Below are 18,844 nucleotides of genomic sequence, written 5' to 3'. Positions count from 1 at the left end.
TCGAGTGCGGCACTGACCGATTCGGCGCGAAATCCGGGGATTCCGAATCGAATCCCGCGTTTCCCGGCTGATTCCCTTTCGTGTCACATGACGTTTGTGCGATGATCACCTGAGTTGGTTCTGACGCATGGTGAGGGATTTGGCATGGCCGACGAAGTGAAGGTGACCTCCCCCCAGCTGCGCCACATCGCCGGTGACCTGGATACCGCTGCCGGGCATATTCAGAACGTGTTGTCGACGTTGGACGCCGCACGGAGCAAGCACTGGGGCAAGTGGGGCTCCGACGAATTCGGCGACCATTTCGCCGGCGACAAGGGCTACAAGCCTTCCGACGAGAACCTCACTGGTGTCCTCGACTCCAGAATCAAGCTGTTGCAGGCATATTCGGAGGGTCTGCAGGGCGGCGCCGACCTGCTCGATGCCATGGACGTCCTCAACGAATCGACCTTCCGCGAGTAGACATCGCAGCGACGTCCGACGCACGAGCGGGGCGAGGCAGGAGACGCGGAATGGCGAACGAGGCGGCGAAAGCCAGGTTGGCCGATCTGATGGATTCGGTCCAGGCCGGCATCAAGTCGATTCAGCGCGCGCAGCATCGACAAGCCCAGCTCATGGCGTCGGCATCGGCGGCGGGCAAGCGGGTGACCGTGGTCGTCAATGCCAAAGGCGTTGTCATCGAGACGCGCTTCGCCGCGGACATCGATGATCTGGCCTACCCCGAGATCGCCAGGGCGGTGACGACCGCTGCGCAGGAGGCCGCGGCCGAGGTCCACCGTAAGACCAAGGAGATGGTCGCCGAACTGACGCGGGAACAGTCACGGCTGCCACGGCTTTCGGAATTCATCCCGGGCATGCCCGATGTCCAGGACATGATCCCGGCCGCACCCGAGGTCTCCACCGAACCACCCGCCGCGCGGGCCCGTGCCCGCGCGAAACCCACCGATGAAGCCGTCACGGCATTGGAGTTCACCGGCGTCGAGCAGTTCGATCACGACGAACCGCCCTCGGCGCAGCCGAACGTCGCCGAGTCGGGCTGGTGAATCCGGATATCAGTGGTGCGGCGGTGATCTGAGATGTCTGCGATCACCTCCTTGTGGGAGTGGATTCCGTCATGGATTCTCAGTGCGCTGAATTTCGGTCAGGCCTATCCGGAGGGCGACGAGGACGACCTGTTCGACTTGGGCGACGCCTGGAAGCTGGCGGCCGAGGAATTGCGGAAGCTCGAACCGGAACTCAAGGCTGTCACCGATCGCACCCAGAAGGTCTACACCGGTGACGGTGCTGTCGAGGCCGCCACCGAATTCGGCAAACTGTTCGACGGACCCGTCTCCATCAAGGAGACGGCGAAGGCCATGGAGGAGCTCGGCGCGTACACCAGAAACGGTGGCACCGAACTCGAATACACCAAATGCCTCGAGGCCGGCTTCGCCGGAATCACCGCCTATACGGTCATCGCACTGATCGCGGCATGGCCGTGGGGTGAGGCCGGAGTGCCGCTCGCCTTGGGCGCCGGTCGTGAGGCGCTGGCCATCGCCGCGGGTGAGGGCGCCGAGCGTCTCGCGCTGGAGGCAGGCAAGGTCGGTCTGAAGAACCTGCTCAAGCCCTACTTCAAACAGATCACCCTGGCCGGTTTGAAGGAGGGATTGAAGACCGGCCTGAAGATCGGGACGAAGGCCGGGGTGAAGATGGGCCTGGCGGGCGCCGGATTCGACTTCGCGATCCAGACCGGCCAGATCCTGGAGGGCCATCGCGACAAGGGCTATGACCTCGGCCAGACCCTGAAGATGGGCGTCGAGTGGGGCGCAGGCGGATTCCTCGGCGCACCGGTGGGTGTCGGCATGTCCCGCCTGCTCGGTCGCACTGCGCTGTCGCCGGGCTTGCGTGGGTTGCTCAGCGGGATGACCGGCGGTGCGGCCGGCGGCCTCGGCATGTACGCGGGCGGCATCGGATACCAGGTCGGAAACCAGCTGGCACACGGCTATTTCGACTGGAACAAGATCGACAAGACGTTCAATCCGCAGCTGCTGGTGGTGGGTGCGGCGCTGGGTGGGATGCATGGCGCGAAAGTCGGGCTGAAGGAAGGTCGCGGGCCGACGCTGGGAGGTATCGGGGAGGGTCTGCCCGACGGCGGACCACGGCCGCGCGGTGGTGGTGACGGGTCATCGCATGTGCCCGAGTACGGCACGGCCAAGGAGGCCAAGCAGATCTATCGCGACATGATGCGCGAGGTTCATCCCGACACGGCGGGCGAGGGAACCAAGCCGAAGACCTCCTCCGGCGGGGAGTTCGACCGCGAGGTCAACAACGCGTATGAGCGAGCGGTCAACACCGCGGAAGCCGGCAAACCTGTCGACCTGTACGAGCTCAATAAGTTGCGTGCCGAATGGGACGCGGCGAAGGGCGGCGGCGTCACCGACGCCGGAGCCGCGCCCACCGCAACGGAAAGCGGTGCCAGATCGGCGGATTCGGGTGCCAGGACTGGCACGGATCGCGGTGCCGGGGTGGCTCCTGCCGATCGCGGTGCGGGCGTTGCACCCACGGAGGGTGGCGGCAAGTCCGCACCGCCCGCAGAACGCGGCGCTCGGCCGTCCGCACCGGACCGGGGTGGACCCGCGCGCGATGGCACGGCCCCGCAGCCGGGCGAGAAGAGCGCACCGCGGGCCGGTGCGAACAGTGCCGAGGGTGCCGATCGCACTGCGAATCTCGCTACCGGACAACAGGAGCAACCGGCCCCGGGGCGTTCCGGCGCCGAAGCCGAAGGGCGCACCGGGGCGAATGTGGCCCCCGAGCAGCAGCGTGGCGCGGATGTCGCCCCGGAGCGGCGCGGCACCGATGTGGCCCCGGCGGGGCGTGGCGCCGATGTCGCACCCGAACAACGCAGCGCCGATCCGCAATCCCGTGGCGCAGAGCTGGATCAGCGCCCGAACACTACCGGCGCGGAGCGAACCTCCGCCGAGAGCAACCAGCGGGCCGGACCCGACACGTCGACGACGCAGGGTCCCGCGGTGGGCGAGGCCGCGCAACGTCCCGGCGCGCTCGAACGCCAGCAGTTCCCTTCGACCGGTTCGCTGGCGGAGGAGTTCGCGAAAGCGCCGCTGGAAACCCGTCCGCCCGGCACCGGCGGGCCGCTGACGCCGCGCACCGGAGAAGCGCCGAAAAGCTGTGCGGTATACGGGTTGTGGTACGGCAGAGAAGTACTCGGGCTCGACGGGATCCTGCCGCTGCGCGGTGACGGCGCCGGCATCAAGGCCGTCGGTTTCAGTTCCGATCAGATCGCCACCGCGGCTCGCGCGGATTGGCATCCCGGCGGGTTCCGATCATTGGACGAGGCAGCGACGCTGGTCCGGGATACCGGTGGATCGGTGCTCGGATTGGTGGAATTCAAGGGTGTGCACGGGCCGATGAAGGTCGGCGCGCACCAGCTCACGCTGTTCCGGCCGGAGGGCCGTCCGGATGTGGTGATGGTGCGCGAATTCGACGGACACCGAGCCTACGAATACGAATTCCAGTGGGGGCAAGACCATTCGAATGTGGCCGGGGTGTACGGCATTGTCTACGGCCCCGATGGTCGCCCCGTGATCCCGCTCGAGGGCAAGCCGGCGGGGATGGCGGGCGTCGATTTCGCCTACACCAGAGCGGGTGCGCGTCCGGAAGCCGAACCGCCCCGCCCACCGGGTGTGGAGACACAGGCCTACGCCGAGGACGCGGTACGCCAACTGGGCGGATCAGCCAAAGACCTGGTGCCGGTGGACCGTACGGGCGAGGCGGTCACACAGGCACAGGCGCTGGCGGCCAAGAACGCCGCATGGTGGCATTCGCTCGGTCAGGCGCGGCAGGAAGCGATGATCGAGGTTCACCCCGCCGAAGTGGGCAATGCCAAGGGCCTCCCCGGCGAAGCGAAGAACGCCGCCAACCGGCTGGCGTTGGAACGCGACATCGATTCCTTCCGTGCGCGTCGCCCGGAGCGGCTCGGCAGCGGCCAGCTGGTCAATCCGGAATTCGGCAGTGGTGAGCCGAAACTGTTGCGCGCCATCATCGATACGCGCGCCGCGCTGCACCGCGCCGATCAGCTTGCCCAGGTGATGCATCCGGACGTGCACCATCCGCCGGTGCTGCTGCTGTCCTACGGCAACGGCGAAGTAGCGATCGCATTCGGCGATGTCGACAAGGCGACCTCGGTGTCCTGGCATGTGCTGGACGGAAATTCGGGCACCGGGTCGTTGCCCGAAGATGTGGTCTATCCGCGCAACCACTACGAGACGACCTCGCGGCAGAATCCGGACGCACGGGTGGCCTCGATCCTGACCTACCGCTACGACGTGCCCGGCACCGCTGCGATCGGACCACAGGCGGCGGCCGGGCTGCTGCGCGAGCAGATCGCCGGATTCAATATCGCCAGGCAGCATCTGCCCGATCCGCAGCTGCCGTCCAACCACGTCTTCGGCTACGGTCCCGGCGCGGCCACGGCGAGCGCCGCCGCCGAGAATGCCCGGCTGGCCGGTGAGATCAGCACGCTGACGATGTCGGACCCGCGCGGCTCGTTCCGGGTGCCGGACGCGGTGACCTACGGACTCGGGCCGGGCAGCGTGGCCGTTGTCGGCCCCGCGCCGAGCCCGCCGGGCGCGTCCTGGCCGAGTATGGGCCTCGGCCGCGGCGGCGCATCGCGGCAGCCGCGCACCGGCACGGGCATCCGGCGGATCACCGTCGATCCCGCACCCGGCTCGCGATCCTCACTGCTCGGGCGCTACCTCTCCGCGGACCCGGACACCAGGATTCCGTCGCCGTCATTGGCGGCTTTCGGCAAGATCGCGGCGGAACATGGCGCCGGACATGCAGTTTCCCGCTCACCTGCCGAAACCGGCGACGGAACAACAAGACCGGCCGCGCCGAGAAATCCCCGTGCGCACCCACGGCACCTCGGCCCCGCCCTGCCGGTGGACTGGCCACCGATCACCGGCGCCGAGCGCGCACACGTCACGAGCGCGGAAGCCAAGCTGCAGGCGGAGTTCGGGCAGGCCGCGGAGTTCCCGGTCCTGCAGCGCCCGGTATCGCGTGCGGATCCGGTCGCCGACTCGCGCGCCCGTACGACCGCGAACGCGCGCTGGTGGCATTCGCTGTCCGCCGAGGAGAATTCCGCGATGGTGCGGGTGCATCCGAAGCTGGTCGGCAACACCGACGGCGTCTCCTATGGCGAGCGGGATGTGGCCAACCGGTTGGCGATCACCCGTGGCCTGGAACGCTTCCTGGCTCGTAAGCCGGCCCAGCTCGGGATCATGAGCTGGTTCCGCACCGTGCTGACCGATGCCGAACGCATCGAGCTGCGCAACCTGATCAGCACCCGCAACCATCTTGCCGCCATCGAACGCGGTGCGAACGAGATGATCGGCTCGCCGGAGGTGCAGCTTGTCGCGTTCGACGAGTCGGCATACGGCGGCAACGGCCGAGTCTCCGTGTCGATCGGCAACGCCGACACAGCCCCCGTGGTGACCAGGCAAATCGGTGGATACGGGACCACACTGCAGTCGCTGCTGTATCGGTCTGCCTTCGCGCGTGGGCAGTACGAGCTGGCCACGCGGCTCGACCCCGGCATCGAAACCGCGACCATCATCGATATCGGCTACCACCATCCGACCGCGCCGCCCGAAGCGGCGAATCCGATCTTCGCCGAGGTCGGCGGGTATGTGGTGGCCCGGGATGTCGCGGCCTACAACGCGACCAGGAAGTTCCAGGCCGGCCTGCCCGGGTTCGCACCGTATCCGGAGCTGCTCACCGCGCATGGGCACAGCTACGGCTCGACCACTCTCAGCTACGCGGGTGTCGGAGGCCGACTCGGGCGTCCCTCCGGAAAACCTGATGTCAGAGGCGAAATCGACCAAGTGATCCTGTCGGGGTCACCCGGTGCGGGGCCACTGCTGCACGCCCGCCAGTTCGGGATCGGCGCGCACAACGTCTATGTGCTGACCGCGCATCGTGATCCGATCGCCAAGCTCGGCGCCGACGAGCCGGGTAGGCGCGGACGGTTCTTCAACCGCGGGCTCGGCGCCGACCCGTCGAATGCCCGTTGGGGCGCGGTCCGCGTCACCGCCGAGCCGCCGCGCACGCCGGACTTCCGCAGCGGCATGCGAGTTCATCAGGGCTACAACTCGTTCGCCGACCCGGAGACCAGGGAGCCGACCGAGGCGCTGCTCAATATCGGCCTGATCACCGTGGGTCGCGGTGCCGATGCGGTGCGCGCCGAGCACCGGCCCGCGGTGGGCGAACCGACACTGTGGCAACGGATCGCCTCACGGCCGGTCGATCCGGAGCGTGCCAGGGTGCTGCCGGACCGGCAGTCCTTCTGGGCGCCGAAGGTGGTATCGGTGCGCGACATCGAGGCCAGCTTCGCGGCGATCGAGAACGGGTCACCCTCATCGTTCCGCCCGGACAATCGCGACGAGGTCCGTCCCGGCGTCACACAGCAGGATCTGGACTATCGACGGGAGCTGGAGCAGGTTCTCGCGGCCGCGACACCACCCGATGCCTGGGAAATCGCGTTGGCGCGCAGTGCCTTCGATCCGTCCGGCCCGGTCGTTGACGTACAGGAGCTGCTGCATCCCGAGTACGCCGACGACGAAGTCGTCGCCAAGACGCTGGAGCGCACGCAGATCAACCACCGCTGGTGGCATTCGCTCGGCCCGCGGCAGCAGGCCGCGGTGCGGCGGGTGTTTCCGAACCAGCTCGGCAACGCCGACGGTATTCCTTTCACCGAGCGAGACCGGGCCAATCGGCTCGGCATCGCCCGTGACCTGGCTGATTTCCGCGCCGGGTACACCGAAGGCGCCGACCTCGGCGCGTGGCTGAAACAACTGAGCGCGCGTGCGCGGTTGCAGCTGGAAAACCTGGTCTACACCCATCGCGCGCTGCTACGGGCCGAGCGCAAGGCGCGGTCGATGACACCGTTCGTGCCCGCGCCACCGGTGCAGGTGATGTCGTTCGACGCCACCGAATTCGGTGGCGAAGGCCGGGCGGTGGTCGCCTTCGGCGATGCCGACACCGCCGGCATCGACCTCTGGCAGATCCCGGGCATCACCACCACCTTGCAACGGCTCAGCGGCAGGCTGACCAACTCGTGGAATCTCTACGAGGTCGCCGCGCGACTGGCGCCGGAGGCGAAGCTGCTGTCGATCGCATGGCTCGGCTACGACGCGCCGAGCGGCGGATCGATGATGACCGAGACCGTGTCACCCAAGCCCGCGGTGGAGGGCGGCCGACTGCTGGTACGCGACCTCTGGGGTTTCCATACGACCCGAGTCCTGCAGGCGCAGTCGGCCGGTGGCGCTCCGGTGCCTTTCCATCGGCTCTTCGCGCACAGCTTCGGCTCCACCACAACGGCGTACGCGGCAGCAGGCGACCGGTTCGCGGACATCGGGGACTTCATCGATGTGATCCTGCTCGGATCGCCCGGTATGGGTCCGCTGCGGCATGCCGACGAATTCCGGGTCGCCACCGTGTACGACGCGGCCGGATCGGCGGACCCGGTGACCTGGCTCGGTGCCAACACGCCGGGTCAGCTCGGGCGGTTCGCGGGGCGCGGACAGGGCATGGACCCGTCCACTTGGCGGTTCGGCGCGATCCGCATAGCCGCCGAATTCCCCGACCTGCCCCGGTTTTCCGACGGTCTACGGACACACCGGCAGTACTGGCAGTTCCTCGACGAGGCGCTGCGGATGCCGACCGAGTCGCTCGGCAACTTCGCGCTGATCGCGCTCGGGCGCGGCGACGCCGTGCCGCAGGTAGCGCACCGTCCCGGCGTGGACAAGCCGACCTGGCTGCAGCGCCGGGTCGCCGGTCGTCCGAACGATCCAGAGGCGAGCAGGCCCGCTCCGGTCGCGGGCGCGTTCGACTACCGGTTGCCGCCGCTGCCCTCGGCCGCGACACAGGGTTTGCCATCGGGGCCGGAGGTGCAGGGCCATCGTGGCGGTCGCGGGCTGTGGGCGGAGAACACGCTGCCAGGGTTCCGGCAGGCGATGGCCATGGGTGTCGATGCCATAGAGCTCGATGTCGGTCTGACCGCCGACGGCACCCCGGTCATTCACCACGAGCAGCGCATCGACTCGAAAACAGTGCGCGACACCGCACCCGCGACGCCCGGCGACCCGCGGTTCCCCTACGTGGGCAAGCCGATTCGCGAACTCACCCTCGAACAGGTGCGCACCCTCGACACGGGCGTGGTCAACACCGCGTTCGCGTCGACCCAGCAGGCCGAACCCGGCAGCCGGGTGCCCACACTCGACGAGGTGGCGCGGCTGATGCTGGATTCCGGCTGGAACGGCACGCTGTGCATCGAGGTCAAGACCGATCCGAAGTGGCGCACCGCAGAGGTGCGGGCGCTGGTCCGCGCGACCGTCGAGACGATGAGCAGGCACGGTGTCCGGTATCGGCTGCTCGGCTTCGACTGGCGGGTGCTGACCGCGGCACAGGAACTGGCGCCGTCGGTGGACCGGGTCGCGCTGGTCGCGCCGCGCACGGTGACCAACGCCTGGCTCGGCCGCGACCCCGGCGTGCCACGGCTGAGCCGGCTGGGATCGCTGGCCGCGCAGGCCGCGGGGCGCGCCCGTTCGCTGGGCGGCGATCTCGCGAAGGCGGCCTTCCAGGCGGGCGCGACGATGCTGTCGCCGGAACGCACCATGGTGACCGAGGCGCTCATGTGCCAGGCCGGGGCGGTCGGTCTGCCGGTGGTGCCGTGGACGGTCAACAGCCCCGTCGAGATGGGCCGCCTCATCGAGCTCGGGGTGGCCGGGATCGTCACCGACTTCCCGGACCGCCTGCGTGCGGTGCTGACCGATCGTGGACTCGCTGTTCCCGGCGCGGCCGGGTCGCGGCCGAGAGCCGGTCCGCGGCCATCGCCGATGGAGCCGTCGGCCGTGACCTGGCCGATCGAGGCGACGAGCGCGGCAGGACGGGCCGCGGCCGAAGGGCTGGACGCCGCGACCCAGCGTGCCGGCGCGGCGTTGGACGAGGCATTGCGCGCGATCGAGGCGAGCTTGGCCGAGTTCGGGGTCGAGCCGGCGCTCACCGAGCCGGGCCGACCGCTCCTGCACGACAACCTGTGCGCACCATGGGCGTTGGAGCTGATTCGGGCCTGGCTCCGTGCGATATCCGGACGCACCGATGTGCTCGACCTGCCGGTGCTCGACATCGGCCCCGGCGGCATGCTGCCCGATGCGCTGGAAGACCATGCGGGCGGTCGCCTAGAGGCAGTCGGCACCCGCGACGATATCGCCGAGCGGCTGCTCGGGATGGGTCACGGCGCGGCCGTGCTCGTGGTCGACCGGTATCGCGGTCCTGTCGATGACCACGGCGTCGGCGCGCACGCCTACGTGATGATCAACGACCGCGACACCGTTCGCGTCTACGACCGCAATACGGCCGGGCCGCAACGACATCAGTGGGGCTTGTCGGCACCGGAAGTGCTGAGCAGCTCCGGCATCTTCTACACGGCGGCCGGAGATCCGGTGCGCCCCACCGACGTCTATGGACCCGACCCCGTCATCCACCGCGGCGTAGGCATCGGCCAGACACCCGAAGATCCGACCGAGCCGCAGCGCCGCGACGATGCCGCCGTGGAACCAGCCGCGCCCAGCGGTGATTCGTTACAAGATCTGGCTGACTACGCGGTCGAATTCGCTGCCAAACTTCGTGCGCTCGGTGTCGAGCCGATGCTCGTCGGCGGGCTGGTGCTCAATGACTACCGAGCCACCCCACGCCCGACCGGCGACGTGGACTTCCTCGTCCGCTCCCTCGATGACGTGCATCTTCGCCTGCGCGAGGAGGGCTATGAGATCGAGCCGAAACTGGAGCGGCGCGGCGCGCAACCGTATCTGGTGTATGTGCGCGGCAAGGGGTTCCCTGTCGACTTGATCGTCGCCGAAACGCCGTTTCAGCACGAGGCACTGAATCGTGCGGTGAACGGCCGCATCACCGTTGAGGACGCGCTCGTCTTCAAACTGATCTGGTGGCGTTCGAAAGACCGCGCCGACGTCGAGTCGATACTGCGGGCGGGGCACGACCTCGATCTCGCCTATATCGAGCGCTGGGCCGCCGAGTGGGAAGTCGGCGACCGGTGGGCCCAGGTTTGGCAGTCCTGGGGAACGGCAGCACCAGTGCCGAACGCAAGCACCCCGGTGCTCGATCCGGCCGAAACGGTCCATGAGGCCGTCGCGCCGGGCACTGTGGCTATACCGGAACATCCTGCGCTCGAGTCGAATCCGGACTCGGCGGGATCGGATGCCGCACGTGCGGATTTGGTCGAGTCCGCCTCGGGCACTGCTGCGTCGATGGCGGGGACAGCAGTGCCCGAGCCGGATTCCGTCGCGCCGACGGGGCCGCCGGTTCGCAGGCAGCTGCTGCGTGGCGGGCCGGGCTCACCGGACAATGAGGTGTACTCCGTCGAGTTCGCCGACGGCAGTGTGTGGGTGTACAAGCCGGTCGCCGGGCAGACCGCGGGGCAGATCCCGGTCCCCGCGTCGGGTTTCATCGTCCGGGAAGTCGGCTTCGGTGACCTGGACCGCATGCTCGAGTTCGACATCGTCCCCGATACCGTCGCATGGGATGGCTTCCGTGGTCCCGGATCGCTGCAGCGGGTCGTACCGTTCGATCCGCAACGGCCGATCGAGGAGTACTCCTGGCTCGCGCGCAGCATGATGGCGATCGAGGACTACGTCGGCGGTAGCAGAGACCGCAATCACGGCGGCTATGTCACCACCGAGCAGTCGGCGGTCACCGCGGAGCGCGGCGAGGCGACCACGGGGCGCGGCGTGGTCACGACGCCGCGGGACGAGGTCACCGCTGGGCAGCGTGCGGCCACGACAGAGCGGGGGGAAGCCGCTGCCGGTGCACTCGGCCCCGAGCGCATGGGCGCGATCGACAACGAGCACACCTTCCCGATCGACGCGAGCGGCAGGGTCGGCATCAGATCCAGCTTCGTCTTCGACGCGCTGAACCAACCACTGCATCCACTCGCCCTGGAACGGGCCACCGCACTGCCCGCCGAGCAGCTCGCCGCGCAGTTGCGCAGGCGGGGTGAGGAACTCGCCGCGCGGCTGGGCACACCGGTCATGGAGCCGGAGGCGATCGACGGCGCGGTCCGCAGGCTGCGGGAGATCCAGACCAACGGCATGATCACCGGCGCGGAATGGCCCGGGCGGATCGATGACGCCACCAGGAGAAAAGGACAGCAGAGCGCATCCGCGCCCGCGCCGAGCGATATCGCGGACGGCACGGCCGCGCCCCGCCCGGAGGTGCAGGGGCATCGCGGTGGCCGCGGATTGTGGTCGGAGAACACCCTCCCTGGCTTCCGCAAGGCCATGGAACTCGGTGTCGACGCGATCGAATTGGATGTCGGCGCGACCAAAGACGGTATTCCGGTCATCCATCACGAGCAGCACATCGACGCGGCCACCGTGCACGACACCGCGCCGATCACGCCGGGCGATCCGCAGTATCCGTATGTGGGACGGGCGATTCGGGAGCTGACCTACGAACAGATTCGCACCCTCGACACCGGCGTCGTGCACGAAAAGTACGCCGAGACCCAGTCCGCGGTCCCCGGCAGTCACATTCCGTCGTTGGCGGAGGTGGCCCGACTGGTGGCCGGGCACGGTGTGACGCTGTCGGTGGAGATCAAGACCGATCCGTCCTGGCGCGACGAGGATGTGCGCGCCCTGGTCGCGGCGAGCGTGCGGGTGCTCGACGAGCACCAGGTGCCTTACCGCATCCTCGGTTTCGACTGGCGCGTGCTGACCCACGCCGCGGACCTGGCACCGCGGGCAGCGCGGGTGGCGCTGGTCAGTCCGCGCACCGCCACCGAATCCTGGACCGGACAGCGTCCCGATGTGTCGTCGTGGTCGCGGTTGCGCGGGCTCGCCGCGCAGCGGTTGGGCGCCGCGCACACCCTGGGCGGCGATATCGCCGCGGCCGCTGTGGCCGCGGGCGCGACGATGCTGTCACCGGAACGCACCATGGTCACCCCGGAACTCATGCGACAGGCGCACGGGCTCCCGGTGGTGCCCTACACGGTCAATGAACCGGCGCAGATGCGCCGCCAGCTCGATCTCGGCGTCGCGGGGATCGTCACCGACTTCCCGGATCGGCTGCGCGCGGTCCTGACCGAGCGTGGTCTCGCTGTCCCGGATGCCGTGGTGAACGACTGTGCGCCCGCTGCTGTCCGGACCGTCATCATGCTGACCGCAAGCACCGCGGCGCGGGTGCCGCAGGGCCGGGCCGGACCGTCGGGCTGGTCGGCCGGAGTGCTGGAGTCCCACGCGGGCGGCCGATTGCGCCGCGCTCGCTCACACGCCGAGATCGTCGACCAGTTGCGTGATCGGGGTGAAGGCGCGACGGTGCTCGTCGTCGACGAGTATCACGGTCCTGTCGATCGGTACGGTGTCGGGGCCCATGCCTACGTCCTGACCATCGAGAACGGCGACGTCGTCGTGCACGATGAGCGCAACGGTGCGCCGCGCCCGTATCCGGAGGGTGTTGCGGCGGGTGAGATCAAGGGCACCTGGGGCATCCACTACGACGCCGCCGGAAACCCGTCGCATCCCAACGCTACCTACGCTCCCGATGTTCGCCCGGAATCGAATATCGGTCGAACCAATGGCCACACCGACGATCCGACGCCCGAACCCCGGGAACGCGCGGTCGCCGCACCCGGCCCCGGCGGCCCCGCGCCGCCAGGACAAACCGCTCACGATGGCGTGGTGGCGCCCGCGACCGTCGAAGTCGCCGCGCCCGATCCGCTGCGGGCGCTGGCCGAGTATGCCGAAGCGTTCGCCGCGAAGCTGCGAGCGCTCGGTGTCGAGCCGATGCTGGTCGGCGGGCTCGTGCTCAACGACTATCGGTCCACTCCGCGGCCTTCGCGTGATGTGGACTTCCTCGTGCGTTCCCTCAACGATGCGCCTCTTCGCCTGCGGGAGGAGGGCTATGAGATCGAGCCGAAGTCCGAACGTCCCGGCGCGGACCCGTATCTGGTGTTCGTGCGCGGCAAGGGTTTTCCCGTCGATTTGATCGTGGCCGAAACGCCGTTCCAGCACGAGGCGCTGAATCGCGCGGTGAACGGGCGTATTTCGGTCGAGGATGCGCTGGTCTTCAAGTTGATCTGGTGGCGTCCGAAGGATCGCGCCGACGTGCGATCGATCCTGGAGGCAGGCCACGACCTCGACCTCGCCTATATCGAGCACTGGGCCACCGAGTGGGAAGTCGACGACCTGTGGTCGGAAGCCTGGCAGACCTGGGGAACGCCCGCGCAGACCCCGGTGCGGGCGGCTCCGGAGGCCGGGCGAGAGGTCGGGGCGTCCCAGACCACGGTGCGGGCGGCTGCTGAGTCAGGGTTGGTGGGTGCTGGGCAGGCCCCCGCGGATGCCGCTCTGGAACCGGAATCGGTGGTGGGAACGACGCAGGCAGCGGCTCCGGAGCCAGCGTCGGTTGTCAGGTCACCGCAGATTCCGGTGGCGGCGTCGCCAGAGCGGGAGCCGGTCCTGGGTACCGCACAGACCACCACGGACCTGGGCGCGGATGCGGACCGAAATCTGTCGCCGGAGCTGATATCCGAGGTGCCGGAGGCGCTGGTGTCCCCGCAGGCGGATGCGGCGGGGTGGACCATGAGCGCACCGGAACAGGAGTTGCTCGGGCACGGTCCGGTCGTGCGGGAGGAGGTGCTCGACACCGGGCACTTCCATCTCAACGAGATCCTTATCGTGCATTTCGCCGACGGTGCGCGAGCGGTGTACCGGCCGGGGGAGCGGGAGCCGATTCCCGGCATGGAGTTGCCCGAAGCCGGGCCGGTGGCGAGCGAGGTCGGCACCTATCGACTCGACCGGATGCTCGAATTTCATCAGGTTCCGCCGACCGTTCCGTGGACCGGGAGTCGTGGGCCCGGGTCGCTGCAGTTCTTCGTTTCCGGACTCGGCGAAGCGCTCGCTCCCCACAAGTATTCGCGTATCGAGCAATTCAAGGCCGCGATCCGGGACTACATCGCCGGTGAATGCGACCGTCAGGCCACCGACGGCACCGTCGAGGATCTGGCCATCACGGCCGACAACGACTTCTCGTTCCCGCAGCAGCCGACCTCCTTCGTGGTGGCCGATGAAGACCTGATCCTGTCCGACGACCCGCAAGCGCGTGTCGACCTGCCGTTCCTCGGCACCCGGTTCACCTTTGTCGTCGAGGCGCTCAACAAGCCGGTCCCGCCCGAACTGCTGACGCAGGTGCGCGCAGTCGTCCCGGCAGACGTCGCGGCGATGTTGCGCGAACTCGGCCACCGGCCACCGGCGGTGGAGGGTGCGCTGCGGCGACTGGCCGAGATACAGGCCGACGGCATGATCACCGGCGCGGCATGGCCGTACGCGGGCGAACCGCCGAGCCCGAGCGCCACCGTCGCCTACGGCGCGGCGGACACGCCCCCGGTGGGCGAAGTCGCACCGGAGCAGGCAGCGGCCGGATCCGGTCTGGGTGTCGAGACCATGACCGGCCGGGAAACCGCTGAGACAGTGGGTGATTCGGCCTCGACCTCAGCCGAGGACCGGTGCACCGATGGCGAACCGGTAGATATGGCCTCGGGTGACGTGCTGCTCGACCGTGTCGACGCGCGCATCGCGGGCGCCTTCCCGTTCGAGCTCCGGCGCACCCACATTTCGTCCCGCAGACTCGGCCGTCACTTCGGACCCGGCTGGTTGTCGGCGCTGGACGAGCGGCTCGAAATCGACGACCACGGCATCGTGCTGGTGTGTGCCGACGGCGCGGTGCTCTGCTATCCGTTCGCGATGCCCGGCGGCGTGGAGGTCCTGCCCGCATCCGGCCCCCGCTGGCCGCTGTCGCTGGGCGACAACGGGTATCGCGTCGTCGACCCGTCCAACGGTGTCAGCCGAGAGTTCGGTCTCGCGATCGGTGCGCACGACAGGGGCCCGACGATCGCGCCGATCTCGGCATACCGTCATCGCACCGGGCACAGCGTGCTCTTCGAGGCCGACGAACGCGGAATCGTGCACACAGTGCGGCATTCCGGCGGCGCCCGGATTCGGCTGGTCGCCGATCAGCACGCCGCCCGCGTGACCGCGCTGTCGATCGAATCCGGCAGCACGTCGATTCCGCTCGCGCGGTACCGATACTCGGACGACGGCGATCTGCTCGAGGTCGTCGATCATGCCGGACATGCCTCCGGGTACACCTACGACAACGCGCGTCGGCTGGCCTCCTGGACCGACCGCAACGGCGTCTCCTACCACCACCGCTACGACAGCGCCGGTCGCTGTGTCGCGCAGATAGGCACCGGCGGCGTCTACGCCAACTCCTACGTCTACGGCACCGACGCGGCCACCGGCGGCGGGTGGGCGGCATTGATCGAAACCGCGCGGTCGCTGGATGTTTCGACGAGTGCCCGCTCGGTTCCGGACGCTCGTGTCCAGGCGGAGCTGGAGGCGCTGCAGGCCATGCCGGTGGCGACGGCGCTCCGAACGGCGGGCCCGGCCGCGCTGAATCCGCTCGCGGTGCCCGATGATCCCACCTTCGGCAGGGTCCGGCTGTCGGTGTTCCGTTCGGACGCACACGGCGACGTCTGGCAGATCATCGATGGAGCGGGCGGCGTCAGCCTCTTCGAGCGCGACGCCGCCCATCACCTGGTCCGTCAGGTCGACCCCAGCGGCGCCACCGTCACCTACCAGCGGGACCGCTACGGCCTGATCACCGCCGTGACCGGCCCCGACGGCGCGACCACCACCGTGCGTCGTGGCGTATGGGGCGAGCCGATCGGCGAAACCGGCCCCGGCGGTCGTACCTGGGCGCACCGGTCCGACGCGGCAGGCAACACGATCGCGACTCTCGGCCCCGATGGTGCGCTGACCCGCTACGACTATGAATACCGCCCGACGGGGGCGGTGCTGCGCCGGATCATCGACCCGACCGGACTGATCACCGAAATCGACTGCGACGCCGCCGGTCTCCCGATCCGGGTGAGCGCACCGGGCGACAAGGTCTGGCAGTACGAGCGCGACGCGTTCGCCCGCATAACGACCGTCACCGACCCGCTCGGCCGCCGCACCACCCACACCTGGACCGTGGACGGCAAGCCGCTCGAACAGCGCAATCCGGACGGCACCGCGCTGTCCTGGACCTACGACCGCGAGGGCAACCAGGTTTCCCGCACCGACGAAGCCGGGCACACCAGCACAACCGCCTACACCGTGCTGGATTCCCCGCTGCGGGTGACGACGGCGGACGGCGCCCGTCTGCGCATCGGCTACGACACCCAGTTGCGGATCATCTCGGTGACCAATCCGGCCGGGCTGGTGTGGCGCTACGAATACGACGCCGCCGGCCGGATGATCGCCGAGACCGACTACAACGGCGCGCGGACGACATATCAGCGCGACCGAGCCGGGCGGGTGCGCGCCGCGACCAACGCCGTCGGGCAGACGACCGCCTACGTTTTCGACACGGCGGGCAGGCTCGCGGAGGAACGCACCGAGGACGGTCTCGCGGTCTACCGCTACGACCGGCACGGCGATCTGGTCGAGGCGGCGAACAGTGATGCGGTGGTGCGGATTTCACGCGACGCTACCGGCCGTGTGGTCGCCGAGCAGATCAACGATGTGGTGGTCGGCACGGCATACGACGCGGCGGGCAAGCGCATCGCGCGGACGGTCGAAACGCCGGTGGCCGGCCGGGCCTGGCGCACCACGTTCGGCTACGACGCCACCGGCCTGCTGGTCAGCGCCGCCACCGTGGACGGCTCCGGACCCGCGCGGGTCATGGGATTCGGCTACGACCCCGCGGGCAACGAGACGATACGAGGTATCGGCGCCGCCCGCCTGACTCGCCGCTACGACGAGCGAGATCGGATTGTCGCGCAGCACGCCTCGAACCCGAACGGCCTGGTGGCAGGGCAAGATTGGTCCTATCGCGCGGACGGCTACGCGATCGGCGTCGACGACGTGCTGCGCGGACCGCGCCGCTTCGAGGTGAACCCGGTCGGGCGGGTGACAGCGGTGACCGCCCCGTCCGGCGTGGATGCCACGCCGACGGACGCCGAGCGCTATTGCTATGACCCGGCAGGCGTGCTGACCATGGCGCGGGACACCGCACCCATCGGACTCGACGACCCGGCGGCCGCCGGTGGTGTCACCTCGACCGGCACCCTGGTTCGCACGGCGGGCCCGCGCCGCTTCCGGTACGACGCCGCGGGCCGTCTCGTGCGCAGTTATCGCTCCCGGATATCCCGACTCCCCGAGATATTCGAGTTCACCCACACTCCGGCGGGACACATCCGGACCGTGTCGGCACCGGACGGCTCCACCTGGCGCTACGCCTACGACCCGTTCGGCCGCCGCGTCGCCAAGACCCACACCGACCGCACCGGAGCGGTCCTCGCCTCGGTGGTGTTCGGCTGGGACGGCGACGACCTGGTGTACCAGCACGATTCGCCGCGTGCTGCCGCAGGCACGAGCTGGTGCCTGACCTATCGCCCCGACACCGGCGAGCCGCTGACCCAGCACCGGCACAGCGACGCGGACGACCTCGACGCCGAGTTCTACGCCATCGTCACCGATCTCGCAGGCGCCCCGACCGAATTGCTCGACCCGGACACGGGCGCGGTCGCGGGATGGTCGACCAGCACGCTCTGGGGCCGCACGCACTGGAACGGCAGCGCGGTCACCGACCTGCGTTTCGCAGGGCAATTCCACGATGCCGAAACCGGCCTGCATTACAACCGCCACCGCTACTACCACCCCGCGACGGCCACCTTCACCGCGCCGGATCCGCTGGGCCTGGAACCGAATCCGGTCAGCGCGACAGCGTACGTGCACAATCCGCACACCTGGGTGGATCCGCTCGGGCTCGCGGCCTGTGGCGGCGGCTGGTGGCGCCGGATCCGTACTCTGGGAGGTATCGGCGCGGCAAGGCAGGCCTACGTCGATGCGACACGGGCGATCACTGTGGACGGTCTGGCCAGGGTCGAGGCGGGCGAGGATCCGGAGACGGTGGCGCGCTGGGCCATCGACCAGCGCAACGCGATGAAGCTGGCCACCCGTGCGAAGCTGCCGAGGATCTTCAATATCTGGGCCGAGCGGCGCAACATGGGGCACTACAACGATCCGGTCGGGCCGACCTACGAGTTCCTACACGACGTGAGGGGCAAGACACCGGTGGACATCATCAAGGGTGCGGGACGAACAAGCAGGCGCGTCAACCGATTGCTGGGGGTGCGGTAGATGACCCGCGACCAGATCTGGCTGACCCGCAGCGACCGATTCGAGTGGGTGTTGTACGCGACCGGCACCGGCCGCATCGTGGAGTCCCTGCGGCCGGAGTCGGCGAAACCGACTGCGGGCCTGCTCGGGAAATGCTTCGGCAAGCCGGTCGCGTTCTACGTCAACGCCGATCGCACCGGCTTCGTCGTGCAGTCCGGCGCCACCGCGATCGCACTCGACGAGCAGGCGCGGGTGCGGTATTGGAAGTCGCGCCGAAACTACCTAGCCCACCTGTCGGTCGAACGCGGCACACAGCGTTTGCGGCTCACCGAGTTCACGGTCGCGACCGCGGCCGACGATCGCGACGATCCCGTCAGTTCGAAGGACTTCCTCGGCACCATCAATGACTTCCGCACTCGGGAGGAACGACGCGGCCAGGGCTTGCAGGTCTGGTCGCAGGACGCCGATCCGATCGGAACGACGTAACCAGATAGGAAAGGAGCGAATATGCCCGATTGTTGCGCACATCGAGCGCGGCCGCGCACACCAGGGCCGCAGCGCGCCGGGCATATTCGCTACGCGCGCCACTCCCGGCGATATCACGATTCGGTCACCGG

The 18,844-nt window shown here is 68.9% G+C and carries 4 protein-coding genes; all 4 read left to right on the top strand.

The window, feature by feature from the left end; translation table 11 throughout:
• The first annotated feature begins 144 nt into the window (after window positions 1–144).
• From ACFU4Z_RS01745 to ACFU4Z_RS01730, 4 genes are read left to right on the top strand one after another with little or no spacing between them, the layout of a single operon-like run.
• On the top strand, window positions 145–459 hold the full coding sequence (locus tag ACFU4Z_RS01745) for a hypothetical protein (protein ID WP_379058836.1): 315 nt from the start codon (window positions 145–147) through the stop codon (window positions 457–459).
• Window positions 460–509: 50 nt separating this feature from the next.
• Window positions 510–1,040 carry a YbaB/EbfC family nucleoid-associated protein gene (locus ACFU4Z_RS01740; RefSeq protein WP_379058833.1) on the top strand — a complete coding sequence of 177 codons (531 nt, stop codon included), beginning with the start codon at window positions 510–512 and terminating at the stop codon, window positions 1,038–1,040.
• 33 nt (window positions 1,041–1,073) lie between these two features.
• Window positions 1,074–18,248: a glycerophosphodiester phosphodiesterase family protein gene (locus tag ACFU4Z_RS01735; RefSeq protein ID WP_379058830.1), complete on the top strand. Its 17,175-nt coding sequence runs from the start codon at window positions 1,074–1,076 to the stop codon at window positions 18,246–18,248.
• Complete coding sequence (locus tag ACFU4Z_RS01730; RefSeq protein WP_379058827.1) at window positions 18,249–18,713, top strand: hypothetical protein; 465 nt, start codon at window positions 18,249–18,251, stop codon at window positions 18,711–18,713. It begins immediately after the preceding gene.
• Window positions 18,714–18,844 lie beyond the last annotated feature (131 nt).

Origin of the sequence: Nocardia sp. NPDC057440 (genome assembly GCF_042802915.1) — a bacterium.
GTDB lineage: Bacteria > Actinomycetota > Actinomycetes > Mycobacteriales > Mycobacteriaceae > Nocardia.
The sequence above is the reverse complement of the archived record's forward strand: the minus strand, read 5'-3'. Positions and strand labels throughout refer to the sequence as shown.

Coding starts and splice junctions, on each gene's coding strand:
- ACFU4Z_RS01745 (WP_379058836.1), top strand. CDS start 145: ATGGCCGACGAAGTGAAGGTGACCTCCCCCCAGCTGCGCCACATCGCC.
- ACFU4Z_RS01740 (WP_379058833.1), top strand. CDS start 510: ATGGCGAACGAGGCGGCGAAAGCCAGGTTGGCCGATCTGATGGATTCG.
- ACFU4Z_RS01735 (WP_379058830.1), top strand. CDS start 1,074: ATGTCTGCGATCACCTCCTTGTGGGAGTGGATTCCGTCATGGATTCTC.
- ACFU4Z_RS01730 (WP_379058827.1), top strand. CDS start 18,249: ATGACCCGCGACCAGATCTGGCTGACCCGCAGCGACCGATTCGAGTGG.